This window comes from Leifsonia sp. GW821-FHT13C05 (assembly GCF_058806515.1).
Genome location: NZ_JBXAPT010000001.1, coordinates 180,972 through 207,836, shown reverse-complemented (window position 1 = coordinate 207,836; position 26,865 = coordinate 180,972). Strand labels below are relative to the sequence as shown.

The window sequence follows — 26,865 nt, the reverse complement described above, 5'->3', positions numbered from 1 at the left end:
CGGGACGGCTACTCTCGGACGCGGCGGAGCGAGTCGAGCAGCTGCGGGACGATGCGGTACACGTCGCCGCAGCCGAGCGTGATGACGAAGTCGCCGTCGCGGGCGATGTCGGCCGTGTGGTCGGCGGCGGCCTGCCAGTCCGCGATGAACGCGACGTGCTCCGGATGCGCGAAGCGGTCGGCGACGAGCGCCCCCGTCACGCCGGGCTCCGGGTCCTCCCTGGCGCCGTAGACGTCGAGGACGACCGTCTCGTCCGCGTACGTCTCGAGCGTCTCCGCGAACTCCTGCGCGAACAGGCGGGTGCGGCTGTAGAGGTGCGGCTGGTGCACGGCGATGATCCTGCCGGAGCCGACGACCGTGCGCGCAGCGGACAGGGCGGCGGCGACCTCGGTCGGGTGGTGGGCGTAGTCGTCGTAGACGCTCACGCCGCCGACGGTGCCGTGCAGCTCGAAGCGGCGCTCGGTGCCGCCGAACTCGGCGATGGCGGCGAGCGACGCTGCGGGCTCGAAGCCGAGTCCGGTGAGCACAGCGAAGGCGCCGGCTGCGTTGATCGCGTTGTGACGGCCGGGCACGCGCAGCTGCGCGGAGTACTCCGCGCCGTCGTAGGAGAGCGTGAAGGCGACGGGGCCGTCCGTGACGATCGAGTGGACGCGGACGACGGCATCCTGGGCCTCGCCGAAGGTCACGATGCGCTTGTCCGGCGCCTCGGCGCGCAGCTTCGCCGTGACGTGGGTGGCACCCGCGTCGTCGGACGAGACGACCACCAGCTCGCTCGCCTCGCGGGCGAACGTGACGAAGGCGTCCTCGAAGGCCTGCAGGGAGCCGTAGTGGTCGAGGTGGTCGGGATCGACGTTGGTGATCAGCGCGACCGCCGTGTCGTAGAGGAGGAACGAGCCGTCCGACTCGTCGGCCTCGACGACGAACAGTTCGCCGGAGCCGGCCTGCGAACTCTTGCCGAGCGACTCGATCACCCCGCCGTTGACGAAGCTCGGGTCTTCGCCCAGGCCGAGCAGACCCGTGACGATCATGCCGGTCGACGTGGTCTTGCCGTGCGCGCCCGCCACGGAGACGAGACGCTTGCCGTGGATCAGCCAGGCGAGCGCCTGCGAGCGGTGCAGCACCGGCAGTCCCTTGGCGAGGGCGAGCTGGTACTCCGGATTGTCCTGCCAGAGCGCACCGGTGACGACGAGCGTGTCCGCGTCGCCGACGTTGGCCGCATCGTGCCCGATCGCGATGGTCGCGCCGAGCTCGCGGAGGGCGAGGACGTTGGCGGACTCGCGGGCGTCCGAACCGGTCACCGTGTACCCGGCCTCGAGGAACAGGCGGGCGATGCCGCTCATGCCCGAACCGCCGATGCCCACGAAGTGCAGGGCGCCGAGCTCGTCGGGGAGCGTCATGGTGAGGTCGGGTTTGATCACGGGAACTGCTTTCGGTCGGGACGGAATCGCACCATCAAGTATGAACGGTACGCGCCTTAGAGCGCGCTTCGGATGAGCGACACCATGCGGTCGGAACCGTCACGGACTCCCGCGCTCGCGGCGCGCGCGCCCAACTCCGCGACGGCACGGCCGTCGCCGTCGCCGAGCAGAGGGAGCAGCTTCTCATCCACCCACGACGGGAGGAACGCGGCGTCGTCGACGAGGATTCCCCCGCCGGCCTGCACGACACCGGCCGCGTTGAATCGCTGCTCGCCGTTCCCGACGGGGAACGGCACGTAGACGGCGGGGATGCCCAGGGCAGCGAACTCGGACACGGTCGCCGCTCCTGCGCGTGCGACGGCGACGTCGGTCAGCGCGAAGGCGAGGTCCATCCTGTCGCAGTACTCGATCAGGCGGTAGTGCTCGATGCCGGGGTCCGTCAGCTCGCCACGGCCGCCCTGGATGTGCAGGATCTGATACCCGGCGGCGACGATGGCCTCCGCACGGTCTGCGATGGTCCTGTTGATCCGGCGGGCGCCGAGCGAGCCTCCGGTGACGAGCAGCGTCGGACGAGCGGCGTCGAGGCCGAACTCGGCGGCGGCGAGCGGCCGTGCTTCCGCCCTGTCCAGCTCCTCGATCTCCACGCGCAGCGGCATGCCGACGAAGGTGGCGTGCGGGAGCTTCGTGCCGTCGAACGCGACGCCGACGTGGGAGGTGTACCGGGCGCCGAGCCGGTTGGCGAGCCCCGGCTTCGCGTTCGCCTCGTGCAGCACCAGCGGCACACCGGCCTTCCGCGCCGCGGAGTATGCGGGAGCCGACGCGTATCCGCCGAAGCCGACGACGGCGTCGATGCCGCGCTCCCGGATGAGGGAGGTCACGGTGCGGATCGTTTTGCGGTACTCGCCGGGGAACCGCAGGGCCGCAGCGTTCGGCCTCCGCGGGAACGGCAGCTTCGGGATGGTCGCGAGCTCGTACCCGCGGTCGGGCACCAGCCGGGCCTCGAGGCCCTCCGCCGTGCCGAGCACGAGCACCTCGGCCGACGGGTCGTCGCGGCGGAGCCGGTCGGCGACGGCGAGCAACGGGTTCACGTGACCGGCGGTGCCCCCGCCGGCCAGAAGGTAGCTGGTCACTCCGCCGAGCCGTTCGCGACGCGCTCGCGGCGCGCCTCCCGGCCGGTCTCCCGGGCGAAGGACAGGACGATACCGATGGCGATCATGGAACTAATCATCGCAGTGCCTCCCGCAGAGATCAGTGGGAGTGGCACGCCGAGCACCGGGATCACCCCCAGGACCACCGCGATGTTCACGAACGCCTGGCCGATCAGCCACACCATGATCGCCGCCGTCGTCACCCGCGCGAACGGGTCGGTGGAGGCGTGGATGATGCGCAGAAACACGATGGCGAGCAGCACGAACAGGATGAGCACGACCGCCGCGCCGATGAGTCCGAGCTCCTCGCCGATGATCGCGAAGATGAAGTCCGTGTCCGCAGCGGGGAGCCAGGACCACTTGGAGTGCGAGTTTCCCAGCCCGACGCCGAACACGCCGCCGGAGGCGAGCGCGTAGAAGCCGTTGTCGATCTGCCAGTTGACGTCGGGGTTGGCCGCGGAGGATCCGCCGAAGAGCGCGGCGATGCGGCCGAGCCGCGACTCACTGGAGATCGCGACGAGGAACGCGAGAACGGCGATCCCGAGCGTCCCGACGGCCAAGTGCCTGAGCCGCACACCGGCGAAGAACAGAGCGCCGAGCACGATGGCCGCCATGATCATGGTCGTTCCCAGGTCGCCGCCGAGTGTGACGAGCAGGATGGCGCCTCCGCCGATCGGCACGACGGGCACGGCGACGTGCTTCCACTGCCAGAGCATGTCCTTCTTGCGGGCGAGCACCACGCCCAGCCAGACGACGAGCGCGACCTTGATCGCCTCGGACGGCTGAAGGGTCTGCGATCCGACCTTCAGCCAGTTGCGGTTGCCGCCGATCTCCATCCCGAGCGGGGTGAAGAGCACGAGCAGCTGCAGGAAGCAGGCGATGGCGAGGAAGAACCAGATGGTCTTCTTCCAGAACCTGCTGGGCAGGCGCGAGACGAGGAACATCAGCGGGAGGCCGATCAGCGCGTACGCGCCCTGGGACCAGAACCGGGAGAAGAAGTTGTCCGTGTCATTGTGCGACTCGACCGACGACGACGACAGCACCATCACCAGGCCGAACACCACCATGAACAGGGTGATGCCGAGCAGCAGGAAGTAGTTGGCCGATTCGGCCTGGACGGCTTTGCCGAGCGAGATCCGTGCCGTCAGACCGGCGAGCTTCGACGAGGAGGCTCCGGATTTCCCGAGATCAGGCCTCTCCAGGGTGCGAGGCGGATTGGTCACCCGCCTCACCTCCAAAGAACTCGTTGACGGCCGCCTGGAAGCGGCGGCCTCGCTCTGCGTAGTCGGAGAACTGGTCCATCGACGCCGCAGCAGGAGCGAGGAGGACGGTGTCCCCCGCCTGTGCGACGCCGCCGGCCAGCCTGACCGCCGTCGGCATCACATCATCAGTCTCGTCGGCGTCCACCTCGTAGACGGGCAGGCCGGGGGCGTGTCGCGCGAATGCCGAGCGCAGCGCATCCCTGTCGACGCCGATCAGCACGACGGCGCGGAGCCGGCCGACGTGGGCGCGGACCAGCTCGTCGATGTCGACGCCCTTGAGCAGGCCGCCCGCCACCCAGACCACGGACTCGTACGCGCGCAGCGACGCATCCGCCGCGTGCGGGTTGGTGGCCTTCGAGTCGTCGACCCAGTGCACGCCGGCCTCGATGCGCACCAGCTCGATGCGGTGGGCGTCCAGGCGGAACGCGGACAGCACATCCCGGATGGCGATGGGCTCGACCCCGTACGAGCGGGCGAGCGCGCTGGCCGCGAGGATGTTGGCGACGACGTGCGGGGCGGCGAGCCCGGCCTCGCGCAGTTCGTCGAGCGTGGTCAGCTCGATGGCGGTCGTGAACCGGTCTTCGAGGAAGGCGCGGTCGCAGAGGATGCCGTCGACGATGCCGAAGTCGCTCGGGCCGGGGACGTCGAGCCCGAAGCCGATGGCGCGCGCGCCGTCGATCACCTCGGCCTCCTCGACCATCTCCCGCGTCGCGAGGTCGGCCTTGTTGTAGACGCAGGCGACCTGGGCGTTCTGGTAGACCTTCGCCTTCGCCGCCTTGTACGCGTCGAGCGAGCCGTGCCAGTCGAGGTGGTCGTCCGCGATGTTCAGGCAGGCGGCGGAATAGGGAGACAGCTCCCCTCCCGCGTTCCTGTTCACCCAGTGCAGCTGGTAGCTGGACAGCTCGACCACGAGCACGTCGAAGCCCTGCGGGTCGCGGATGGCGTCGAGCACCGGGATGCCGATGTTGCCGCACGGGGCGGCGCGGTATCCGCCGGCGACGAGCATGGTCGCGGTGAGCTGCACCGTCGTGGTCTTTCCGTTTGTGCCCGTGACGGCGATCCAGTCGGCCGGCGCGCCCACTTTGTCGCGCAGACGCCAGGCCAGCTCGACGTCTCCCCAGATCTGCGTGCCGCGGCCGTCCGCCCAGGCGAGCAGTGGATGGTCGGGGTGGAAGCCGGGCGATGCGATCACGAGCTCGGGGTCGAACTCGGTCAGGCGCGCGGGCGGCGCGCTCAGGTCGGACTCCTCCAGCAGCTCCGCCCCGATGACCTCGAGCAGCATCGCGCGCTCGTCGTCGGCCTTCGCCGTGACCACGAGCACCTCTGCGCCCAGCTCGGCCAGGGTGTCCGCCACCGAGAAGCCGGTCACGCCGAGGCCGTACACGGCGACGCGGAGGCCGCGCCAGTCCGCGTGCCAGCTGTTCAGGGCCGCCAGGCGGTCGTCGAGGTCTGTCACGTCGCCAGCCATTCGAGGTAGAAGCTTCCCACCCCGGCCGCGACCAGCAGGCCGCCGATGATCCAGAACCGGACGACGACCGTCACCTCCGCCCATCCCTTCAGTTCGAAGTGATGGTGGATCGGGCTCATCAGGAAGATGCGTTTGCCGTGGGTGAGTTTGAAGTACGCGCGCTGCACGATCACCGAACCGGCCTCGATGACGAACAGGCCGCCGATGAGGACCAGCAGCAGCTCCGTGCGGCTGAGGATCGCAAGAGCGGCGACGGCGCCGCCGAGGGCCAGGGATCCGGTGTCGCCGAGGAAGATCTGCGCCGGCGACGTGTTCCACCAGAGGAACCCGACGACCGCGCCGACGATGGCCGTCGCGACGATCGCCAGGTCGAACGGATCGCGCACGTCGTAGCACTTGGCGACGTTCGCCGGATCGAGCTTGATGTTGGAGCAGGACTGGATCGACTGCCAGAAGCCGATGATGATGTACGCGCCGATGGCGAGGATGGATGCGCCGGACGCCAGCCCGTCGAGACCGTCCGTGACGTTCACGCCGTTGGACGTGGCCGCCACGATGAAGTTGATCCAGATCAGGTACAGGCCGTAGCCGACGATCACGCCGATGGCGCCGAATTTCGTGATCGACATGAAGTCGATCGGCAGGTCGCGGATGAGCGAGACGCTCATCGTCGCCGGGGTGTCCCCGTTGCCGTTCGGGAACATGATCGCGAGGAACGCCCACACGGTCGCGACGACCACCTGGCCGGCGACCTTGGCCCAGCCGGTGAGGCCGAGGCTGCGCTCACGTCTCGTCTTGAGGAAGTCGTCGATGAAGCCGACGACGCCGAGCCCCACCATGAGGAACAGCACCAGCAGTGCGGACACACTCGTGCCGTCGCCGGTCAGCAGCAGAGCGACGAAGTAGCCGAACAGCGTGCCGAGGATGACGACGATGCCGCCCATCGTGGCGGTGCCGCGCTTGGCGTGGTGGCTCTGCGGCCCGTCGTCGCGGATGAACTGGCCCCACTGCAGGCGGCGGAACAACCGGATGAAGACGGGTGTGAGGAACAGGGTGAACGCCATCGACAGCGCACCGGATGTCAGCAGAGCTCTCACGAGAACAATTCTCCCAGTCGATCGCCCAGAAAGCGGAGCCCTGCGGAGTTCGACGACTTCACGAGCACCGTGTCGCCCGCGGCGAGGGAGCCCTGGAGGTGCTCGAAGGCGGCGTCCGGCGTGTCGAAGTACTTGGATTCGCCATCCCACGACCCCTCGTTGATGGTCGAGATGTGCATCCGGCGCGCGGCGGGGCCGACCACGATCAGCTGGTCGATGTTGAGACGGACGGCGAGCAGACCGATCCTGTCGTGCTCCTCGCCGGAGAACTCGCCCAGCTCGCTCATCTCGCCGAGCACGGCGACGGTGCGTCCGCCGGGCTCCGCGATCTGCGCGAGGGTCTTGAGGGCGGCGGCCATCGAGTCCGGGCTCGCGTTGTACGCGTCGTTGACGACGGTGACGCCGCGGGCACCGCCCATGACCTCCATCCGCCAGCGCTCTGCACGGGTCACGTTCTGCAGCCCGGCGACGATCGCGTCGATGCCGACGTCGAGCGTGTGCGCGGCAGCAGCGGCGGCGAGGGCGTTCATCACGTGGTGCTCGCCGAGCACGCGGAACTGCACGGCACGGCTCTCGCCGTTCGGCAGGTGCAGCTCGAAGGACGTGCCGCGAGCGCTGGACACGATGCCGGTCGCACGCACGTCGGCACGCTCGTCCAGCCCGAACCACAGGACGCGCGCAACGGTCTTGTCTGCCATCGACGCGACCCGCGGGTCGTCCAGGTTCAGGATCGCGACGTCGGAGTCGAGCAGGTCGCTGACCATCTCGGTCTTCGCGGCGAGGGTGGCCTCGATGCCGCCGAACTCCCCGGCATGGGCGAGCCCGACCTTGAGCACGATGCCGATGTCCGGGCGAGCCATGCGCACGAGCCTGGCGATCTCGCCGATGCCGCTCGCGCCCATCTCCGCCACCAGGAACTCGGTCTGCTCGGTCACTTCGAGCATGGTGACGGGAGCGCCGACCTCGTTGTTGAACGATGCGCGCGGCGCGATGGTCGGGCCGACCTGCTCCAGGATCTCGCGGAGCAGATTCTTGGTGGTCGTCTTGCCGTTCGAGCCGGTGACGCCGACGATCTTCAGCAGGCCGAGGGCGCGGACGCGCGCGATGACCTCTGTCGCGAGGTCGCCGAGGGCGACGACGGTGTCCTCCACCACCAGCTGCGGAACCGGACGGCTCCACTCCGCGGTGTCGAGGGCGTGGTCGACGACGATGAGGGATGCTCCCGCATCCACCGCCTGCGGCACGAACAGGTGCCCGTCGGTGAACTCGCCGCGCTTGGCATAGAAGATGGTGCCGTCGACGACCTCGCGGGAGTCGGTGGTGGAGAGCCCATCGACGACGGTCTCCTCGGTCGCTCCCGTGCCGTCGAGCACGAGGGAGCCACGGGTGGCGGAGGCGATCTCCGCCAGCGTCAGGCCGATCATCAGAGCCACCCTGCCTCTCGGAGCGCCAGCTTGGCGTCGTCGCGTGCCGAATACGGGATGCGCTCCCCCGCCACTTCTTGGTAGTCCTCGTGTCCTGGGCCCGCGTAGAGCACAACGTCTCCTTCTCCGGCGAGGGAGAGGGCGGTCCGGAAGGCGGCGCGGGGGTCGGCGACCTCGTACAACTCCAGGTCGGGGACGGCTCCGCGCGCTCCGTCGAGGAGCGTCTGGCGGATGGCCGCCGGGTCTTCCCAGCGCGGGTGGAAGTCGGTGATGACCACCGCATCCGACCCTCTGGCCGCGATGGCGCCCATGTCGGTGCGCTTGGTCGTGTCCCTGTCTCCGTCCGCGCCGAAGACCATCACGATCTTGCCGTCGCTGACCTTGCGCAGCGCGCTGAGGGTGGACAGGAAGGCGTCGGGGCTGTGGCCGTAGTCGATGAACACGACGGGGCCGCGGTCTCCGGAGATGCGCTCAGCGCGGCCGGGGATGTACGCGTCGATGCCGCCGTCGCGGTCGAGGGCTGCTCCGATGGCGTGCAGGTCGTAGCCGGACTCCACCAGCATGATGATCGCGAGCGCCGCGTTCGCCGCCATGTACGCGCCGAGTAGCGGAACCCGCGACTCGAGTCTGGCGCCCTCCGGGCCTTCCAGGACGAACCCGGTGTGCTCCAGCGTCTCGTCGGTGACGGTCATGGTCCACTCCGCGTCGGCGCCGGGCGATGTCGACAGCGTGGTGACCGGGATGCGCGACTGCTCGACCAGGGCGCGGCCCCAGTCGGAGTCGACGGTGATGACGCCGCGGCGCGCGCGGTCGGGCTGGAACAGTTCGAGCTTCGCCGCGAAGTAGTCGTCCATCGCGTCGTAGTCGTCGAGGTGGTCGTGGCTGAGGTTGGTGAAGCCGACGACGTCGAAGACGATCCCGTCCACGCGGTGGCGGCTGAGCGCCTGCGCCGAGACCTCGATGGCGACGGCCCGGACGGCCTCCTCGCGCATCCTGGCCAGGAGGGCGTGCAGCTCGCTCGCCTCCGGGGTGGTCAGCTTGCTGGTGATCGCCGTGCTGCCGATCCTGCGCTCCGCGGTGGAGCTGAGGCCGGACACGACGCCCAGCTGGCCGAGGATCGCGTTCAGCAGGTACACGACGCTGGTCTTGCCGTTCGTGCCGGTGACGCCGAACAGCGTCGCCGCGTTCTCGTCCGTGCGGTAGATCCACGCGGCGACAGCGCCGAGCGCTGCACGCGCATCCTGGGTGACGATCACGGGCAGGCCGCTGTCTGCCGCGAGCTCCGCCCCCTCCTCGTCGGTCAGGATCGCGACGGCGCCGGCCTCAGCGGCCTTGGCCGCGTAGCTCGCGCCGTGGGCGTTGCGCCCTGGCACGCCGACATAGAGGTCTCCTGGCTCGATCGCCGTCGTCGCGAGTGCGACTCCGGTGACCTCGACAGCATCGAGATCGCCGCGCCATTCCAGCCCGAACTCCCTGGCCAGCTGTGCGAGCGGTCGGGCGACGGGATGTTCGGGGCGCAGGGACGTAGGCGCCGGTCCTGTCACGGGGCTCACTTTCAGTAGTACGGAGGGTAGTCGGCCGGGGTGGACGTCGAAGGCTTCACCCGGTAGGTCTTCAGCACCTGACTCATGATCGTGTGGAACAGCGGAGCGGCTGCTGCCGACGAAGTAATGGTAGTCGGGTATCCGAGGTTGACCGAAACGACGTACTGCGGATCGTCGACGGGAGCGACCCCCATCACCGAGACGTAGTACGACGGGAGGTAGCCGCCGTTGCCGTCCGGCTGCTGCGCCGTTCCGGTCTTCGCGGCGACCCGGTAGCCGGGGATCTGCAGCTGTTTCGCGAGCTCTCCGCTGGTCACGACGCTCTCCATCATCCCGAGCGTCGTGTTGGCCGCGTCGGCCGAGACGACCTGCGTCGGCTTCCGGTTCGGAGCGTCGACGACCGTGCCGTCGGATTTGGTGCATCCCTCGACGAGCGACAGCGGGATGCGCTTGCCGCCGTTGGCGAGGGCCTGGTACGCGCCGACCATCTGCACCTGGGTCGCGGAGACGCCCTGGCCGAACATGGTCGCGTACTTGGTCTGGTCGTCCCAGTCGGCCACCGGGTTCAGGATGCCGTCGGACTGGCCGGGGTACGGCACGCCGGTGGCGTCGCCGATGCCGAACTTCTTGAGGTAGTCGTAGCGGGTCTGGTCGGTGAGCGCCTTGCCGAGCAGGGACATCCCGACGTTGGACGAGTTCATCAGCACGCCGGTGAGGGTGAGTCGTTCCGGGTCGTGGTAGCCGGAGTCGTGCAGGTCGGCGCCCTGGCCGGAGACGAAGCGGTACGGTGCGAGCACTTCGCTCGTCGGGCTGGCCTTGCCCTGGTCGATGAGCATGCTCGCGGTGAGCGCCTTGAACGTCGAGCCCGGCTCGTACGGCGTGGTGAAGGGGAGCAGACCCCAGTACTGCGAATCTGTCGCGTCGATGTTGTTCGGGTCGAGGGCCGGCCACTGCGCGATCGCCTTGATCTTGCCCGTCTTCGCCTCCGCGACCGTGACGAAGCCGAACTTCGAGCCGGTGGATGCGACCTGTTGCGCGAGTGTCTGCTCGGTGAACCACTGCAGGTCGCGGTCGATGGTGAGCTTGAGCGTCCCGCCGTCCTTCGCGGGCTTCTGCGTGACGGTGCTGCCGGGGATCGCGACGCCGTCTGCGCCGCGCTGGTAGGTCTGCGACCCGTTCTCGCCGGCGAGGCAGGTGTTCTCGCTGTCCTCGAGTCCGCCGAGGCCTCCGGCCGAGACGAAGCCGAGGAGGTTGCCGGCGACAGCGCCGTTCGGGTAGGTGCGCGCCGGCACCTTGGTGAAGGTGAGCCACGGATACGGGAGCTTGTCGAGCTTGGTGAACGCACCGACGTCGATGCCCGTCTTCACGAGCGCGTACTGCGACTTCGGGTTGGCCTTGAGGGCGTCCTCGATGATCTTCTGCACCGCGGCGCCGCCCTGGCCGGTGATCGCGCCGATCTTGCCTGCCGCCTCCACCATCTTGGCCTGGCCGTCTTTGCCGGCCACCGCGTCCTTGGGAGAGACGGCGGCGGTGTACTTGTACACGGTGTCCGCCAGCACGGTGCCGTTCGCGTCGACGATGCTGCCTCGTGCCCCGAGGAGCTTCGTCTCGACCTCTTTGGCGTTGACGGACTTCTTCTGCAGCTCGGCGGCGTTGACGACCTGGATGTCGACCAGTTTGCCGCCCAGGATGCCGACGGTCGCCGCGACGGCGACGACGGTGATGGCGGTCCTGCGCCGCATCATCTTTCTCGTAAGCACGATTGGAACTCGTCCCCGCGTCAGTGCGTCACCGGGGTCGGCAACGCTCCGTCCAACGGTACGGGCGGAGGTGTCGCCGCCTTGTCCGGCGCGCTCGTGCCTCCGGAATTCCCAGTTTCGGCGCCCGTCGCCGTCGCGCCCGCTGCCTGGCCGGCGCCCTGGCCCGCGCTCTGCCCTGCGGCCGCGCCGCTGAGCGGCGTCGCCGTCGCGTTGGCGGCCGGGGTCTTCGCCGCGGCGAGCGGCACGCCGGCGAGCAGCGAGTTCGGGACGAGGTTGCCCTGACCGCCGGTCACCGTGCCCGCCGCCCCGTTGGCCGGGATCGGGGCGCCGAGGACCGCGCCGTCGGACAGCCGGAGGTAGACGGGGTTGCTGTTGGTCACCATCCCGAGCGCGTTGGCGTTGGCCGCCAGGTTCTGCGGGGAGGAAAGCCGGTTGAGGTCTTCCGACGCGGCCTGGTACGAGCGCTGCAGTTCGGTCTGCTTGTCCTGCAGCGTGTTGAGCTGGTACGCACCTTGCGAGACGGCGATGCTCATCAGCAGCTGCGCGACGACGACGCCGAACAGCACGCCGACCGCGATGATCGCGTAGACGGTGCGCGGGCGGGCGCGGCGCTGGCTCCTGGTGGTGACGACCTCGAGGTGGCTCGGCCGCTCCTCGACCTCCTGCTGCGGTGCTGTGCGGCCGATCCAGCCGACGGATGGGCGCTTCTCCGCCAGATTGGTGCTCACGAGCCCCTCCTCACGCGTTCGGCTGCACGGAGACGAACGGGTGTCGCTCTCGGGTTGGCCGCCTTCTCTTCGTCATTCGCCAGCTCGGCGCCGCGGATCAGCAGCTTCAGCTCCGGCCGGTGCTCCGGCAGCTCCACCGGCAGTCCGGCTGGGGCGCTGGAGGTGGACCTCGTCTGCAGCTCGCGCTTCACGATCCTGTCTTCGAGCGACTGGTACGCCTCGACCACGATGCGGCCCCCGACCGCGAGCGCATCGATGGCGGCGGGAATCGCCCGCTCGAGCACGGACAGCTCCTGGTTGACCTCGATCCGCAGCGCCTGGAAGACGCGCTTGGCCGGGTGTCCCTGACGCTGGACGGCCACCGGGGTGGCCTTGGTGATCACGTCGACCAGCTGGGCCGACCGCACGAACGGCTCGACCTCGCGGGCCGCGACGATCTTCTGGGCGAAGCGCGCCGCCAGCTTCTCCTCGCCGTACTCACGGAAGATGCGGCGCAGGTCCGCCTCGCTGTACTCGGCGAGGATCGTGGCCGCCGTCAGCTCGCTCGTGCCGTCCATGCGCATGTCGAGCGGCGCATCCTTCGAGTACGAGAAGCCGCGCTCCACCCTGTCGAGCTGCAGCGATGAGACGCCCAGGTCGAAGAGGATGCCGTGCACCTCGTCGATGCCCAGCCCGTCGAGCGCATCCTGGATGCCGTCGTAGACCGTGTGCACCAGGTGGATGCGGTCGCCGAACCGCGCCAGCCGCTCCCCCGCGATGGCGAGGGCGTCCGGGTCGCGGTCGAGGCCGACCAGGGTGACGTCGGGGAAGCGCTCGAGGATGCCGGCCGAGTGCCCTCCCATGCCGAGGGTGGCATCGACGAAGACGGCTCCCGGCTTTTCGAGGGCGGGGGCCAGCAGCTCGATGCAGCGCTCGAGGAGTACCGGGGTGTGAATCTGATCGTCGGTCATGATGCGAGAGGACCGGCTCCTGAATCCTGATCCCCATCCATTCGGTACCTGGCGCCGGGGAAGTGCGTCAGGGCGATGAATGGCTGGGAGTCAGGCGTCAGGGGCTAGAAGAGTCCCGGAATCACCTCCTCTGTGGTGTTGGCGAATGTTGCTTCCTGCTCCGCCAGGTAGGTCTCCCATGCCTGTGCGTCCCAGATCTCCGCGCGGCTTCCCGCGCCGATCACGACCAGGTCGCGATCGAGTCCCGCGTACGAGCGGAGGGCCGTCGGCACCGTCACGCGGTGCTGCTTGTCCGGAACCTCTGCGCTCGCCCCGGAGAGGAAGACGCGGAGGTAGTCGCGGGCCTGCTTGCTCGTCACCGGCGCCTGGCGGATCTTCTCGTGCAGCGCCTCGAACTCGCGCTGACTGAAGACATAGACGCAGTGCTCCTGGCCGCGAGTGAGGACGATGCCGGACGCGAGCTCATCCCGGAATTTGGCCGGCAGGATGATGCGCCCTTTTTCGTCGAGTTTGGGGGCGTACGTACCGAGAAACATCGGTGACTCCCCCCACTCTTCCGGCCAAGGTTGCGGTGTGGCTCCACTTTACTCCACAACCATCCACAAAATCAGCAATTTCGGGAATAAATCCCCGTTGTGGGGTCAAACTGCCCCAGAAAATCAAGGATTTTCACGGTGGAGGAAAGTGGATGGATTTGGGACGCCAGTGGCGTGAAAAGGGCACAAAAAAAGGGCCGATCCGAAGATCGGCCCGAAAAGGGAGTGCGGTGGAGCGCGGTGGGTGGCGGGCTAGCCCTGCCCGTCCTGGCGCTTGTCCCAGCGGTCGTTGAGCTTGTTCATGAACCCGGCCTGGGCTGCCTTGCCCTGCTTGGCGCCCCGGGAGGACGACGACGTGGCCGCATCCGGATCCGGCGCGATGCGCTTACCGGGGGCGATGGCCAGCAGGACGCCGGCGAACATCACCACGAAGCCGAGGATGCCGACGAGCGGCTGCTGCACGAAGACCCCGGTGACCAGGGTTCCGATGCCGAGCACGGCGATCAGGATGCCGAGGACGATCGACCGGTATGCGGGGCGAGCTCGCGTGCCCCCGACCTTCGCGACGAAATCTGCGTCGTTCTGATAGAGGCTGCGCTCCATCTCTTCGAGGAGGCGCTGCTCATGTTCCGAAAGCGGCATCCGTTTCCCCCTCTTTCCCGGGTTCGTGGCGTTGTGAGCCTGATTCTAGTCCCGCCGCGATGGCTAGGCTAGGCGTGTGTCAGAAAGCATTCGGTTCGTCGACCTCATCCAGTCCAGAATCGATGGGTTCCTCGATGCACGCGCATCCATTCTCGTCTCCATAGCGGACGAACTCTCCCCGATCGCGGCTTACTCCCGGGATTTTCTCAGCGGCGGCAAGCGTTTCCGCGCACTGTTCTGTTTCTGGGGCTGGCAGGCGGTCCGATCGGCCGGAGACGATGACATCGAGGCGCCCATCACACCGGGCGGCCCGCTCGACGCCGTGGTCTCCGCCGCGAGCGCCCTGGAGGTGTTCCACGCCGCAGCGCTCGTGCACGACGACATCATCGACAACTCGGACACCCGCCGCGGCGCACCGGCCGCCCACCGCCGCTTCGAGGAGCTGCACGCTGCGAACCGCTGGCAGGGTTCCGGCGCCGCCTTCGGCACGGGAGCCGCGACCCTGCTCGGCGACCTGCTGCTGATCCTGAGCGACGAGCTGTTCGACGAATCGCTCACCGACGTGGTCAGCCCGTCGGCCAGGAGGGCGGCGCGGGCCGAGTTCAACAGGATGCGCATCGACGTGATGGCCGGTCAGTACCTCGACATCTTCGAGGAGATCGGCTGGAGCAGCCAGCCGGACACCGACCAGCTGGAGCGCGCCGAGCGCGTCATCGTCTACAAGTCGGCCAAATACAGCATCGAGGCTCCCCTGCTCATCGGCGCGAGCCTCGCCGGAGCGACGCTCGGCCAGCTCGACGCCCTGCGCTCGTTCGGCCTCCCGCTCGGGATCGCGTACCAGCTGCGCGACGACCTGCTCGGAGTGTTCGGCGACGCGTCCGTCACCGGAAAGCCGAGCGGCGACGACCTCCGCGAGGGCAAGCGCACGGTGCTGATCGCGCTCACCAGGGAGGCCATCCCGAGCGGAGCGCGCTCCACCCTCGACGAACTGCTCGGCGACCCGTCGCTGACGGCGCAGCAGATCGAGACCATGCAGATGACGATCCGGGCATCCGGAGCCGTCGACAAGGTGGAGAAGCTGATCGCCGACAACGTGGCCAGGGCGATCGAGGCGCTCGAGTCCGCACCGATCGGCGCGCAGGCCAAGGCTCAGCTGCGCGAGCTGGCCGTGACGGTCACCCGCAGGAACTACTGACGCGCCAGAGGGCGACCACTCAGGCGAGAGCCTGGGCGACCCTCCGCACCTCGGCCTTGCGGCCGGCGCGCAACGCGTCGATGGGAGCGGCCCCGAGGGTCTCCTCCTCCTCGATCAGCCAATCGACGGCCTCTTCGTCGTCGAACCCTGCGTCGCCGAGGACGATCAGGGTGCCGCGGAGCTCTCCGAGCGGCTGGCCGTCTTTGATGAAGTCGGACGGGACCTTGAGGACGCCGTCGATGCGCTTGGCCGCGAGGTGGCGGTCGTCGATCAGGCGGCGGACCCGGCTGACGCCCAGTCCGAGGGAGTCGACGAGGTCGGGAATGGTCAGCCACTCGCGGGCTGGGGCTTGCTCAGTCACGTCTCAAGCCTCCCACGAGACGGGGCGGAGCGTGAGCGCATCCAATTGTTACGATCATGTAAACTCAAATCACATCCGTCACACTAATTGACTCCTTATTCATTGTGTGTCAGCGTGGAGGCTCGCAACACAGCACGGAGGTGGACGTTCTATGTCGATTCTCGACAGCAGCGCCGAATCAACGACGGACACTCCGACGCGCGCTCAGCGCCGCACGACGCGCTCGCTCTTCGGCACCGTGCCCATCGCCATCGCCAGCTCGGTGGCCGTCACGCTCGGCCTGGTGACCCCCGCCCACGCAGAAGTGCAGAGCGGTGAGGCGGAGCGCGCCAAAGAGAAGGCGCCGCAGAAGACCGGCGAGAACTCCACCGTGAGCTCCATCGGCGGCGGCCAGACCGCATCCACCGCCCGAACCGCCGTCGCGTCCGCTCCCGCGAGCTACCGCGTGCAGAACGGAGACACCGTCTCCGGTATCGCCGGACGCTTCGGCCTCTCCACCGCGAGCATCCTCGCCCTCAACGGGCTCAGCTGGAAGAGCCTGATCTTCCCCGGCCAGGTGCTCGCCCTCAGCGGAGGGGCCGTGGCCACCCCCGTCACCGCTCCGTCGCCCGTTCCCGCCGCGAGCAAGTACAAGGTCGCGTCCGGAGACACCATCAGCGGCATCGCCGCCCGGTTCGGCGTGGCGACCAGCGCCGTCCTGAGCGCCAACGGCCTCAGCAGCTCCAGCCTCATCTTCCCCGGTCAGCTCGTGACCATCCCCGGGATGGCGACCGCCGCGGTGAACACGCCGCACGCCGTGGCCCCTGCTCCCGCGCCGGCTCCGGCTCCGGCGCCTGTCGCTCCCGCCCCCATCCCCGCCCGGGCCACCGGCGCCGTCGTCGCACTGACCGACGAGATGCGGGCGAACGCCGCCGTCATCGTGCAGGTCGGCCGACAGGAGGGCGTGAGCGACCAGGGCATCGTCATCGCCCTCGCCGCCGCCGCCCAGGAGTCCGGGATGCGCAACGTGCGCTACGGAGACCGCGACTCGCTCGGCCTGTTCCAGCAGCGCCCGAGCACCGGATGGGGCACCCCCGACCAGATCCTCGACCCGCGTTTCGCAGCGACCGCCTTCTACGGCGGCCCGCACAATCCGAACGCGGGACGCACCCGCGGTCTGCTCGACGTCCCCGGCTGGACGTCGATGACCGTGACCCAGGCCGCCCAGGCCGTCCAGATCTCCGCGTACCCGGACGCGTACGCGAAATGGGAGGCGTCGGCGCGGGCCTGGCTCGCCCAGCTCGGCTGATCGGGCGCCGGATGGTCACAACGCGATCACGGCCCGGCCGTTCACGGTGTTTTGCAGGCTTCGCGCAGACCCCTTTCCCTAAACTCGACTCGTGACCACGAGCCAGACCGATCCCATGATCGGCCGTCTTATCGACGGCCGCTATCAGGTGCGCTCGCGGATCGCCAGAGGCGGCATGGCGACGGTGTACCTCGCCACCGATCTGCGCCTCGAGCGCCGGGTCGCCATCAAGGTCATGCACGGCCACCTCGCCGACGACAGCACCTTCAAGAGCCGCTTCGTCCAGGAGGCGCGCTCGGCCGCCAGGCTCGCGCATCCCAACGTCGTCAACGTGTTCGACCAGGGCCAGGACTCCGACATGGCGTACCTGGTGATGGAGTACCTGCCGGGCATCACGCTGCGCGACCTCCTCAAGGACTACGGCAAGCTCACCCCCGAGCAGACCATCGACATCATGGAGGCCGTGCTCTCCGGGCTCGCCGCCGCGCACAAGGCGGGGATCGTGCACCGCGACCTCAAGCCGGAGAACGTGCTGCTGGCCGACGACGGCCGCATCAAGATCGGCGACTTCGGGCTCGCCCGCGCCGCGAGCGCCAACACGGCCACCGGGCAGGCGCTGCTCGGCACCATCGCATACCTCTCCCCCGAACTCGTCACCCGTGGTGTGGCCGACGCGCGCAGCGACATCTACGCGCTCGGCATCATGATGTTCGAGATGCTCACCGGCGAACAGCCATTCAAGGGCGAGCAGCCCATGCAGATCGCGTACCAGCACGCCAACGACGCCGTGCCGTCGCCGAGCAGCAAGAACCCCTCGGTTCCTCCCGAGCTCGACGACCTCGTGCTCTGGGCGACGGCGAAAGACCCCGACCAGCGTCCGAAGGACGCCAGGGAGATGCTCGACCGTCTCGTCGAGGCGGAGAAGGCGATCAGGGGCGAGACCGCGTCCTTCCAGCCCACGATGGTCATGCCCCCGGCCTTCGGCCCAGGCATCGCCGACGGCGACACCCAGATCATCAACCCCGCCATCCGGCAGCAGGTCGCATCCACCACTCCGAGCAGCATCGACACGCTCACGGCAACGGCGAAGCGCAGGAGGGGCAAGGGATGGTGGCTGTTCGCGCTGGTCATCCTGCTCGCCGGCGTCGCGGGCGGCACAGGCTGGTACTTCGGCTCGGGGCCCGGCTCGATGGTGCAGATCCCGAACGTGGCGAGCAAGACCCCGGAGGCGGCGGCGGCCCAGCTGAAGGCGCTCGGCTTCCAGACGGCGCTCGGGCAGGAGTACAGCACGACGATCGCGACCGGCCTGGTCTCGAACACCGATCCTGAGCCCGGCGCGTCCGCGAACCGCGGCAGCACCGTCACGATCAAGGTCTCTCAGGGGCCGAAGCCGATCGACGTTCCCGCCCTCGCCGGCCAGCCGATCGACAAGGCCAAGACGCTGATCACGGGCGCGGGCGCCCAGGTCGGCCCGATCGCGCAGCAGTTCGACGCCAAGGTGCCGAAGGACACGGTGCTCGCCGCCTCGACGGCGGAGGGCGCCGACCTGTCCGGCGGCGGCAAGTACTTCGAGGGCGCGAAGGTGAGCCTCGTGGTCTCGGCCGGCCCCATCCCGTCGGTGGCCGGCAAGTCGGTCGCCGACGCGACGGCGATCCTGAAAGACGTCGGGCTGCTCGTCGATGCCGGCCCGCAGAGCTACAGCGACACGGTCCCCGAGGGCGACGTCATCCAGGCCCAGGCGCAGAGCGACGCCCCGGTGAAGCCGGGCGACACCCTGCTGCTTGAGACGTCGAAGGGCCCGGAGCCCGTGCCGGTGCCCGACGTGGCCGGCAAGACCTGGATCGACGCCAAGAAGATGCTCCAGGACGCCGGCTTCCAGCTCGACTACGACAAGACCGCAGACATCCTCCCAGGCGTCGCCATCGTCGCGAGCACCAACCCGGCAGCGGGCACCGACGTCACGAAGGGCTCGACCGTCAAGGTCGCGTTCAAGCCCATCTTCGGCTGATCACGCAATCGAGTCCGAACTTATTCACGCGACGCGCCGCGCGCGGCGTGAACAAGTTCGGACTCGATGATGCGGGGAGCCGGGGTCAGCGGGCCGCGAGCTCCTCGGCGACGAGGAAGGCGAGCTCGAGCGACTGCATGTGGTTGAGGCGCGGGTCGCAGAGCGACTCGTAGCGGGTCGCCAACGTCTCCTCGTCGATGTGCTCCGAGCCGCCGAGGCACTCGGTCACGTCGTCGCCGGTCAGCTCCACGTGGATGCCGCCCGGGTGCGTCCCCGCGGCGCGGTGCGCCTCGAAGAAGCCCTTGACCTCGTCCACCACGTCGTCGAAGCGACGCGTCTTGTAGCCGTTCGGAGTCGTCAGGCCGTTGCCGTGCATCGGGTCGGTGACCCACAGCGGGCGGGCGTCGGACGCCTTGATCGCTTCGAGCAGTGGGGGAAGCGCATCCCGGATCTTGCCGGCACCCATCCGCGTGATGAACGTCAGACGCCCTGGCTCGCGGTTCGGGTCGAGCTTCTCGATGAGCTCCAGCATCGTCTCCGGGGTGGTCGACGGGCCGAGCTTCACGCCGATCGGGTTGCGCACCCTGGACAGGAAGTCGACGTGCGCTCCATCGAGGTCGCGCGTGCGCTCCCCGATCCAGATGAAGTGCGCCGACGTGTTGTACGGGGTGCCCGTGCGCGAGTCGATGCGCGTCATCGGACGCTCGTAGTCCATGAGCAGGCCCTCGTGGCTGGAGTAGAACTCCACGCGCTTCAGCTCGTCGAAGTCGGCGCCTGCCGCCTCCATGAACTTGATCGCGCGGTCGATCTCCTTGGCGAGGCCCTCGTAGCGCTGGTTGGCCGGGTTCGCTGCGAAGCCCCTGTTCCAGCTGTGCACCTGGCGCAGGTCGGCGAAACCACCCTGCGTGAACGCCCGGATGAGGTTCAGCGTAGATGCGGCCGTGTGGTAGCCCTGCACGAGCCTGCGCGGGTCGGCCTGGCGCGACTCCGGCGTGAAGTCGTAGCCGTTGACGATGTCGCCCCGGTATGCGGGCAGCGTCACGCCGCCGCGCGTCTCCGTGTCGCTGGAGCGCGGCTTGGCGAACTGCCCGGCCATGCGTCCCATCTTGATGACAGGCATGGATGCGCCGTAGGTCAGCACCACGGCCATCTGCAGCACGGTCTTGACCCTGTTGCGGATCTGGTCGGCCGTCGCGCCTGCGAAGGTCTCTGCGCAATCACCGCCCTGCAGCAGGAACGCCTTGCCGTCTGCCGCGCGGCCGAGCCGCTCGCGCAGCTGGTCCACCTCGCCCGCGAAGACGAGAGGGGGCAGCGTGGCGATCTCCGCGGAGGCCGCTGCCGCCGCATCTGGGTCTGGCCAGGTCGGCTGCTGCTTGATCTCGAGCGTGCGCCAATAGTCCAGGCCCTCGATCACAGACTCGTCAGCCAAAACGACGGGATCGGAGGTGTCTAGCACTGGTCTTCCGCTCAGTTCAGGGCGTGCCTCGAAATCGGCATGCCGATGGGTGGTTTCGGCGCACGGGCGGCGCCGGGTACTTGAGCCTACCGTGAAAGCGCTGCGCGCTTTTCCTTCACGCTACTGGCGTAGACATCCACGTACTCCTGCTCGCTCAGCGCGTGCAGCCGGTACATGATCTCGTCGGTAACCGAGCGCAGGATGAACCGGTCGCCCTCCATCCCTTCGAACCGGGAGAAGTCGATCGGTTCGCCGATGATGATGCCGATGCGGCCGATCTTCGGCAGGCGCGTTCCGATCGGCATGATCTTCTCGGTGTCGACCATCGCGACGGGGACGACGGGCACCTCGCCCTCCAGGATCATCCTGGCCACGCCGGTGCGGCCGCGGTAGAGCTTGCCGTCCGGGCTGCGCGTTCCCTCCGGATAGATGCCGAGGATCTCGCCGCGCGAGAGCACGGCGAGGCCGGTGTTGAGCGAGTCCTCCGACGCCTTCCCGCCGGAGCGGTCGATCGGGATCTGGCCGGTCGCGGTCATGAACGACTTGGTCGCCCAGCCTTTGAAGCCCTTCCTGGTGAAGTAGTCGCTCTTGGCGAGGAAGGAGACGTGCCGGTCGACGACGAGCGGCAGGAAGATCGAGTCGATGAACGACAGGTGGTTGCTGGCCAGGATGACGGCGCCGTTGGCCGGCACGTTCTCGAGCCCGACGACCCACGGGCGGAAGATCCCCTTCAGCAGGGGGCCCGCGATCAGGTGCTTCATCAGCCAGTAGAACACCGGCTCAGCCTAACGTGCGGTCGCGTGCAACCGTGCGAGGTCGGCGGCGCCGACCACTCCGGCGTCGTTCACGAGCTCGGCGATGCGGAACTCCGGCTCCGGGTGGAAGCCGCGCGCTGGGAGGTTCTCCAGGTAGGCGAGCCTGATCGGCTCGAGCAGCAGCTCCCCCGCCTGGGCCACGCCGCCGCCGAACACGAACAGCTGGGGGTCGAGCACGGCGCCGAGGCTCGCGCAGGCCTGGCCGAGCCAGTCGCCGAGCTGCCGGAGCGCCGCAAGCGCGCCGGGGTCGCCCGCCATGATCAGCTCGCTGATGTCCGTGCCGCTGAGCGAGCCCTTCCTGGAGCGCACGTCTGCGAGGGTCTGCCCGATGCCGCCCGCGTCAGCGAGCTCGTTCGCCATGCGCTGCAGGGCGCGGCCGGAGCCGTACTGCTCGATGCAACCGTGGGCGCCGCAGCCGCACGGCAGGCCGCCGGGGACGACGCGCATGTGGCCGACCTCCGCCCCGGCGCCGAAGCCGCCGCGGAACAGCCGGTCGCCGCTGACGATCGCGCCGCCGACGCCGGTGCCGATCGTGAGGATCACCATGTCGCTGACCAGGCGTCCTGCTCCGTAGCGGAACTCGGCCCATCCTGCGGCGTTCGCGTCGTTCTCGATCAGGATCGGCAGGTCGAGGCGCTTCTCGAGCTTCTCCCGGAACGGCTCGTTGCGCCAGTTGATGTTGGGGGCGTAATAGACGGTGGACTGCGCGGCGTCGATGAAGCCGGCGGCGGCGACTCCGGCCCCCGCGATCTCCTCCGGGCCGTCGGAGAGCCGCTCGATCATCTCGACGACGGCGTTCTCGATCTCGTGCGGCTGTGCTGCGTCGGTGGGCACCCTGTCCTCCCGGATGATTGTGCCCAGTTCGTCGACGACTGCCCCTGCGATCTTCGTTCCGCCGATGTCGATACCGATCGCGTGCACAGACAGCCTTTCGTTCAGTTGCGGGTAACGCGCGGGAGTCGGCGAGCGCCAGAAGACTCACATCCGCACCATCTAGAGTGTAGTTACCCAGTTCGGCGGAAGCCATCTGGCCGCCTGATGTCCACCCCGGTACCGAGGGAGCTACCGTGAAACAGTTCGATTCACCCGCCATCGTTCCAGCAGACCCAGAGGCGAACGCCACCGACCTTCTGGTCGATCGTGTCGCTGCGACTCCGGATGCGCCCCTGTTCAGCCTCCCGGACGGCGACGGCTGGAAAGACCTCACGGCGGCGGAGTTCCTGCGCCAGGTCGTCGCCCTGTCGAAGGGTTTCGTGCAGGCGGGGATCCAGCCGGGCGACAAGATCGGCCTGATGTGCAAGACCCGCTACGAGTGGTCGCTGATCGACTTCGCCGTCTGGTTCGCCGGCGGCGTGCTCGTCCCGATCTACGAGACCTCCTCCCCCGCCCAGGTGCAGTGGAACATGAGCGACTCCGGCGCCATCGCCGTGATCCTGGAGACGCCGGAGATGTTCGCCAGGTTCGACGAGGTGCACGCCGACCTCCCGGACATCGGCAACGTGTGGCAGATCCACCTCGGCGACCTGGACAAGCTCGCCGCTTCCGGCACGGCCATCCCGGACGGCGAGATCGAGCGCCGCAGGAACCTCGCGCGCGGTGACGACATCGGGACGCTGATCTACACCTCCGGCTCGACCGGCAGGCCGAAGGGATGCGTCCTCACGCACTCCAACTTCGTCGAGCTGTCCCGCAACTCGGCGGAGGCGCTCAAGGAGGTCGTGATGCAGCCGGGTGGCGCATCCACTCTGCTGTTCATCACGACCGCGCACATCTTCGCGCGCTTCATCGCCGTGCTCTGCGTGACGGCCGGGGTGAAGGTCGGCCACCAGGCGGACACCAAGCAGCTGCTTCCCGCGCTCGCGAGCTTCAAGCCGACATTCCTCCTCGCCGTCCCCCGGGTGTTCGAGAAGGTGTACAACTCGGCCGAGCAGAAGGCGGAGTCCGGCGGCAAGGGCAAGATCTTCCGCAAGGCCGCCGCCGTGGCCGTCGAGCACTCCCAGGCCGTCGAGGCCGGAGCCGTGCCGTTCGGCCTGCGCCTGCGCTTCGCGATCTTCGACCGGCTGGTCTACAGCAAGCTCCGCGCTGCGATGGGCGGCCGGGTGAAGTACGCCGTGTCCGGCTCCGCGCCGCTCGGCGCGCACCTCGGCCACTTCTTCCACAGCCTCGACATCAAGATCCTGGAGGGCTACGGCCTCACCGAGACCACGGCGCCCGCCACGGTGAACCGGCCGGACACGTTCCGGATCGGCACGGTCGGCCCCGCCCTGCCCGGCGTCTCCCTGCGTCTCGCGGACGACGACGAGATCGAGGTCAAGGGCATCAATGTCTTCAAGGAGTACTGGAAGAACCCGGAAGCGACAGAGGCGGCGTTCGACGACGGCTGGTTCCGCACGGGTGACCTCGGCTCGTTCGACGACGACGGCTTCCTCACGATCACCGGCCGCAAGAAGGAGATCATCGTCACCGCGGGCGGCAAGAACGTCTCCCCCGCTGCACTGGAGGACCCGGTGCGGGCGAACCCGCTGGTCAGCCAGGTGATCGTCGTCGGCGACCAGAAGCCGTTCATCGCAGCGCTGGTCACGCTCGACACCGAGATGCTGCCCACCTGGCTCGCCAACAACGGCGAGGACAAAGACATGACGCTCGCGGAAGCGTCGGTCAACCCGGCCGTCTACGCCGAGATCGAGCGGGCCATCGAGGCGGCGAACGGCAAGGTCTCCCGCGCGGAGTCCATCCGGAAGTTCGTGATCCTGTCGACGGACCTCACCGAGGCGAGCGGACACCTCACGCCGAAGCTCAGCATCAAGCGCAACGTGATCCTGGCCGACTTCGCCGACGTGATCGACGGGATCTACAGCGGAGCCCCGGCGACGCAGGGCATCTCACTGGCGCACTAGCGCAGCGGCAGGTCAGACCTCGTCCCGCCAGGTGTGCTCCGGCTCATAGCCGAGCACCCTGCGGGCCTTGGCGATCGACAGCAGCGAGTCGTTGACCCCCAGTTCGCCCTTCAGGGGCACGCCGGGGAACACCTCGGCGACGAGCTCGGCGTTCGGGCGGGTCATCACGGTGTCGGCCGCGGCGATGATGAAGCGGTCGAACCCGGTGGTGTCCCATTCCAGCGCCCGCAGGATCGCCTGCGCGCCGTCTCTGGCGTCGATGTAGCCCCACAGGTTCCACTTGCGCGCCTGCGCGTCCGCATCGAAGCCGGGGAACGCCGCGTAGTCCTCCGGGTTCATCACGTTCGAGAACCGCAGCGCCACGATCTTGAGCGCTGGATCCCAGCGCACCAGCTCGATGGCCAGCTGCTCCTCGAGGTGCTTGACGAGCGAGTACGTGCTCTCCGGACGGGCCGGGTAGTCCTCGTCCACCGGGATGTACGGCGGCGGCACGTCGAACGGCAGGCCGAGCACGGTCTCGCTCGACGCGTACACGATGTTCCGGATGCCCGCCCTGCGCGCCGCCTGGAACACGTTGTACGTGACCCGGATGTTGTTGTGGAAGGTCGCGACGTCGCTCAGGATGCCCGGTGCGGGGATCGCGGCGAGGTGCACGATCGCGTCGAAGCCGTCGTGCACGTCGTTGACACCGAGGATCGCGTCGATGGTCTGGCCGTAGTCGGTGAGGTCGACACGGACGAAGCCGGGACCACGCTCCCCCGTCGCATCCAGATTGACGACGGTGTTGCCCGCCGCCCTCAGCTCGCGGACGACCGTGCGCCCGAGTTTTCCTGATCCACCGGTGACCGCGATACGCATATCGCCAGTCTAGGCGTCAGACGGACCCAGGCGGCCGATCAGAACCAGTCCGACTCGCGGACCTGCTTCATCGCCTCGCGCCTGCTGTCCTTGTCCAGCCGGTCGAGGTAGAGCTTTCCGTCGAGGTGGTCGGTCTCGTGCTGCAGCGCCTGCGCCATGACGCCGGTGCCCGACACCTCGATCTCGTTGCCGTCGAGGTCGATGCCGCGCACTGTCGCCGACGGGTAGCGGGTGGTCTTGAACCAGAGGCCAGGGACGGACAGGCAGCCCTCGTCCACCAGCTCCGGCTCTCCGGACACCTCGACGAGCACCGGATTGATGACGTAGCCGATCTCGCCGTCGACGTTGTAGCTGAACGCGCGCAGGTTCACGCCGATCTGCGGGGCGGCGACGCCCGCTCGCCCGGGCGGCAGCACACTGTCCACCAGGTCTTCCACCAGGCCGCGCACGCCGTCGTCGATGTCTCCGATGGGCTCGGACACGGTCTTCAGGACGGGGTCGCCGAACAGGCGGATCTGACGTTCGGTCACAACTGTCTCCTTGGCAGGGGCACGGGATGCGCGGCTCAGGCGCGGGTGGTGGGCAGGCCCTCGACCACCAGGGCGGCGAGCGTGCGCGCCGACTGCTTGGTCAGGGGCTTCAGGTCTTTGTACGACACGACGGAGCCCGCGGCCAGCTGCGCGTCGTACGGGATGCGCACGACGTCGCGGACGCGCGACAGGAAGTGCGACTCGATCTCCTCGAGCTTCACCAGGTTGGTTCCCTGGGTGGCTGTGTTGAGCGCCACGACGGCGTTCCTGACGAGGTCGCCGTAGCCGTTCGCCTCCAGCCAGGTTAGCGTCTCGGACGCGAGACGCGCCTCGTCGACGCTGCCGCCGGAGACGATCACCACGGAGTCTGCGCGCTGCAGGGTGGCCCGCATCACCGAGTGGACGATGCCGGTTCCGCAGTCGGTGAGCACGATCGAGTAGAACCGGGCGGACAGGTCGGCGACCACGTTGTAGTCGTTCTCGTCGAACGCCTCGGAGAGCAGAGGGTCGGTGTCGGAGGCGAGGATGTCGAGCCTGGTCTCATCGCGGGAGACGAGGGCGGAGAAGTCGGTGAAGCCGCCGATGCTCGCGGCCTTGTGCACCACATCCCGCACCGTTGCACGGGTCTGCTTGGGGACGCGCTCCGACAGGGTGCCGCGGTCGGGGTTCGCGTCGATCGCGACGATGCGGTCTTCGCGGGCATCGGCCAGCGCCATCCCGAGCAGGGTGGTGACGGTGGTCTTGCCGACGCCGCCCTTGCGGGTGAGCACGGGGACGAAGCGCGTTCCGCCCTCGAACTGCTTCTGGATGCGGTGGTCGAGCTCCTTGCGGGCGCGCGCCTTGGCGGAGTCGCCGAGGTTGACCATCCGGAAGGTGACGTTGTAGACGAAGCGCTGCCAGCCGCCCTCCGGGCCGGGGCGGGTGTTGCGGTTGACCTCCAGCAGGCGGTCGGCGGTGAGCATGGCGGCCGGCTCCGGCTGCTGCGAGTGCTCGCCGCGCAGGCGCCCGCGGCGGGACTGCGAGAACGGGTCGGACGACGGCAGATCCGGCACGTCGCGCTGCGCGTCCTGGACCGAGTCCGCTGCGATGGTGCCGGTGGGACCGGTGGCGTGCCGGGAGGCGACGATGGCGACCGACATGGTGGTCGGCTCGGCGGGCGACGCGACGAAACCGGGGTCGACCGGGACCTCGTCGATCGCGACGGCGGCCTCGTCCTCCGGCACCTCGGGCGCCGGGGCAGGCGGAAGGTCGACGGCGATGCTGAGATTCTCCGGAACCGAGATGGTCAGATCGTCGTCAGGCGACACGAGCGGCCCCGGTTCGGGGCGCTCGGGCTTGAGGTTGTCTGGCACGGATCACGTCTCTTTCTGCCGCTGCACGCGGCGCCCACCAGTTTAGCTGGCCGCCGCGCACAGCAATCGAGTCCGGACTTGTTCACGCGACACGCCGGGTGAAGCGTGAATAAGTCCGGACTCGATTG

The 26,865-nt window shown here is 68.7% G+C and carries 23 protein-coding genes; 4 read left to right on the top strand and 19 right to left on the bottom strand.

Annotated elements, in window-relative coordinates; genetic code table 11:
* Positions 1-8: 8 nt before the first annotated feature.
* From murC to AC1ROC_RS00915, 12 genes are all read right to left on the bottom strand, one after another.
* Positions 9-1,418 carry a UDP-N-acetylmuramate--L-alanine ligase gene (gene murC / locus AC1ROC_RS00970; RefSeq protein ID WP_492997527.1) on the bottom strand — a complete coding sequence of 470 codons (1,410 nt, stop codon included), beginning with the start codon at positions 1,416-1,418 and terminating at the stop codon, positions 9-11.
* Between the two features lie 56 nt (positions 1,419-1,474).
* A complete protein-coding gene (locus AC1ROC_RS00965) occupies positions 1,475-2,548 on the bottom strand; it encodes a UDP-N-acetylglucosamine--N-acetylmuramyl-(pentapeptide) pyrophosphoryl-undecaprenol N-acetylglucosamine transferase (protein ID WP_492997525.1) in 1,074 nt (357 codons plus the stop codon).
* Entirely contained in the window at positions 2,545-3,789 is a 1,245-nt protein-coding gene (gene ftsW / locus AC1ROC_RS00960; protein WP_247597088.1) for a putative lipid II flippase FtsW, read from the bottom strand. Before ftsW ends, AC1ROC_RS00965 begins: the two co-directional genes overlap by 4 nt.
* Positions 3,755-5,296 (bottom strand): UDP-N-acetylmuramoyl-L-alanine--D-glutamate ligase, encoded by a 1,542-nt coding sequence (gene murD, locus AC1ROC_RS00955; RefSeq protein ID WP_085367972.1) that lies wholly within the window; start codon positions 5,294-5,296, stop codon positions 3,755-3,757. The genes ftsW and murD overlap by 35 nt, the downstream gene beginning before the upstream one ends.
* Positions 5,281-6,393 carry a phospho-N-acetylmuramoyl-pentapeptide-transferase gene (gene mraY / locus AC1ROC_RS00950; protein WP_085367974.1) on the bottom strand — a complete coding sequence of 371 codons (1,113 nt, stop codon included), beginning with the start codon at positions 6,391-6,393 and terminating at the stop codon, positions 5,281-5,283. Before mraY ends, murD begins: the two co-directional genes overlap by 16 nt.
* A complete protein-coding gene (locus AC1ROC_RS00945; RefSeq protein ID WP_492997522.1) occupies positions 6,390-7,817 on the bottom strand; it encodes a UDP-N-acetylmuramoyl-tripeptide--D-alanyl-D-alanine ligase in 1,428 nt (475 codons plus the stop codon). The genes mraY and AC1ROC_RS00945 overlap by 4 nt, the downstream gene beginning before the upstream one ends.
* Positions 7,817-9,361: a Mur ligase family protein gene (locus tag AC1ROC_RS00940; RefSeq protein WP_492997520.1), complete on the bottom strand. Its 1,545-nt coding sequence runs from the start codon at positions 9,359-9,361 to the stop codon at positions 7,817-7,819. Before AC1ROC_RS00940 ends, AC1ROC_RS00945 begins: the two co-directional genes overlap by 1 nt.
* An 11-nt stretch (positions 9,362-9,372) precedes the next feature.
* Positions 9,373-11,121, bottom strand: coding sequence for a peptidoglycan D,D-transpeptidase FtsI family protein (locus tag AC1ROC_RS00935; RefSeq protein WP_085367981.1), 1,749 nt, complete (start codon positions 11,119-11,121; stop codon positions 9,373-9,375).
* 20 nt (positions 11,122-11,141) lie between these two features.
* Positions 11,142-11,849 carry a cell division protein FtsL gene (ftsL, locus tag AC1ROC_RS00930; RefSeq protein WP_492997518.1) on the bottom strand — a complete coding sequence of 236 codons (708 nt, stop codon included), beginning with the start codon at positions 11,847-11,849 and terminating at the stop codon, positions 11,142-11,144.
* Positions 11,846-12,799: a 16S rRNA (cytosine(1402)-N(4))-methyltransferase RsmH gene (gene rsmH / locus AC1ROC_RS00925; RefSeq protein WP_492997516.1), complete on the bottom strand. Its 954-nt coding sequence runs from the start codon at positions 12,797-12,799 to the stop codon at positions 11,846-11,848. The genes ftsL and rsmH overlap by 4 nt, the downstream gene beginning before the upstream one ends.
* A gap of 104 nt (positions 12,800-12,903) precedes the next feature.
* Positions 12,904-13,335, bottom strand: coding sequence for a division/cell wall cluster transcriptional repressor MraZ (gene mraZ / locus AC1ROC_RS00920; RefSeq protein WP_085367985.1), 432 nt, complete (start codon positions 13,333-13,335; stop codon positions 12,904-12,906).
* A gap of 252 nt (positions 13,336-13,587) precedes the next feature.
* Positions 13,588-13,977, bottom strand: a complete 390-nt coding sequence (locus AC1ROC_RS00915; protein WP_492997514.1) for an SCO2097 family morphological protein — start codon at positions 13,975-13,977, stop codon at positions 13,588-13,590.
* A 76-nt stretch (positions 13,978-14,053) separates the two neighbouring features.
* Between AC1ROC_RS00915 and AC1ROC_RS00910 the strand changes: the two genes are divergently transcribed.
* Positions 14,054-15,172, top strand: a complete 1,119-nt coding sequence (locus AC1ROC_RS00910) for a polyprenyl synthetase family protein (protein ID WP_492997511.1) — start codon at positions 14,054-14,056, stop codon at positions 15,170-15,172.
* Between the two features lie 19 nt (positions 15,173-15,191).
* On the opposite strand, the gene AC1ROC_RS00905 is transcribed toward AC1ROC_RS00910, so the two are convergent.
* Entirely contained in the window at positions 15,192-15,533 is a 342-nt protein-coding gene (locus tag AC1ROC_RS00905) for an Rv2175c family DNA-binding protein (RefSeq protein WP_085367990.1), read from the bottom strand.
* Between the two features lie 238 nt (positions 15,534-15,771).
* Between AC1ROC_RS00905 and AC1ROC_RS00900 the strand changes: the two genes are divergently transcribed.
* Both AC1ROC_RS00900 and pknB read left to right on the top strand, forming a co-directional pair.
* Positions 15,772-16,821, top strand: a complete 1,050-nt coding sequence (locus tag AC1ROC_RS00900; RefSeq protein ID WP_492998893.1) for a LysM peptidoglycan-binding domain-containing protein — start codon at positions 15,772-15,774, stop codon at positions 16,819-16,821.
* 91 nt (positions 16,822-16,912) lie between these two features.
* Positions 16,913-18,829 (top strand): Stk1 family PASTA domain-containing Ser/Thr kinase, encoded by a 1,917-nt coding sequence (gene pknB, locus AC1ROC_RS00895; RefSeq protein ID WP_492997509.1) that lies wholly within the window; start codon positions 16,913-16,915, stop codon positions 18,827-18,829.
* A gap of 85 nt (positions 18,830-18,914) precedes the next feature.
* On the opposite strand, the gene AC1ROC_RS00890 is transcribed toward pknB, so the two are convergent.
* From AC1ROC_RS00890 to AC1ROC_RS00880, 3 genes are all read right to left on the bottom strand, one after another.
* Positions 18,915-20,243: a class II 3-deoxy-7-phosphoheptulonate synthase gene (locus AC1ROC_RS00890; RefSeq protein ID WP_143465573.1), complete on the bottom strand. Its 1,329-nt coding sequence runs from the start codon at positions 20,241-20,243 to the stop codon at positions 18,915-18,917.
* Positions 20,244-20,371: 128 nt separating this feature from the next.
* Entirely contained in the window at positions 20,372-21,061 is a 690-nt protein-coding gene (locus AC1ROC_RS00885; RefSeq protein WP_085367997.1) for a lysophospholipid acyltransferase family protein, read from the bottom strand.
* Between the two features lie 9 nt (positions 21,062-21,070).
* Complete coding sequence (locus tag AC1ROC_RS00880) at positions 21,071-22,021, bottom strand: ROK family glucokinase (protein ID WP_085367999.1); 951 nt, start codon at positions 22,019-22,021, stop codon at positions 21,071-21,073.
* 146 nt (positions 22,022-22,167) lie between these two features.
* Here AC1ROC_RS00880 and AC1ROC_RS00875 point away from each other — a divergent pair, with 146 nt between their 5' ends.
* Complete coding sequence (locus AC1ROC_RS00875; protein WP_085368000.1) at positions 22,168-23,997, top strand: AMP-dependent synthetase/ligase; 1,830 nt, start codon at positions 22,168-22,170, stop codon at positions 23,995-23,997.
* A 12-nt stretch (positions 23,998-24,009) separates the two neighbouring features.
* Here AC1ROC_RS00875 and AC1ROC_RS00870 read toward each other — a convergent pair whose 3' ends face one another.
* From AC1ROC_RS00870 to AC1ROC_RS00860, 3 genes are read right to left on the bottom strand one after another with little or no spacing between them, the layout of a single operon-like run.
* The gene (locus tag AC1ROC_RS00870; RefSeq protein ID WP_085368002.1) at positions 24,010-24,855 is read right to left on the bottom strand and encodes an NAD-dependent epimerase/dehydratase family protein; all 846 of its coding nucleotides are present in this window, start codon (positions 24,853-24,855) and stop codon (positions 24,010-24,012) included.
* Between the two features lie 38 nt (positions 24,856-24,893).
* Positions 24,894-25,385, bottom strand: coding sequence for a peptide deformylase (def, locus tag AC1ROC_RS00865; RefSeq protein WP_492997502.1), 492 nt, complete (start codon positions 25,383-25,385; stop codon positions 24,894-24,896).
* A gap of 35 nt (positions 25,386-25,420) precedes the next feature.
* A complete protein-coding gene (locus tag AC1ROC_RS00860) occupies positions 25,421-26,737 on the bottom strand; it encodes a MinD/ParA family ATP-binding protein (protein ID WP_492997501.1) in 1,317 nt (438 codons plus the stop codon).
* Positions 26,738-26,865 lie beyond the last annotated feature (128 nt).

Excerpts from the sequence above, each read along its gene's own strand:
- murD (WP_085367972.1), bottom strand. The coding sequence starts at position 5,296 with ATGGCTGGCGACGTGACAGACCTCGACGACCGCCTGGCGGCCCTGAAC.
- AC1ROC_RS00945 (WP_492997522.1), bottom strand. The coding sequence starts at position 7,817 with ATGATCGGCCTGACGCTGGCGGAGATCGCCTCCGCCACCCGTGGCTCC.
- rsmH (WP_492997516.1), bottom strand. The coding sequence starts at position 12,799 with ATGACCGACGATCAGATTCACACCCCGGTACTCCTCGAGCGCTGCATC.
- mraZ (WP_085367985.1), bottom strand. The coding sequence starts at position 13,335 with ATGTTTCTCGGTACGTACGCCCCCAAACTCGACGAAAAAGGGCGCATC.
- AC1ROC_RS00915 (WP_492997514.1), bottom strand. The coding sequence starts at position 13,977 with ATGCCGCTTTCGGAACATGAGCAGCGCCTCCTCGAAGAGATGGAGCGC.
- AC1ROC_RS00870 (WP_085368002.1), bottom strand. The coding sequence starts at position 24,855 with ATGCGTATCGCGGTCACCGGTGGATCAGGAAAACTCGGGCGCACGGTC.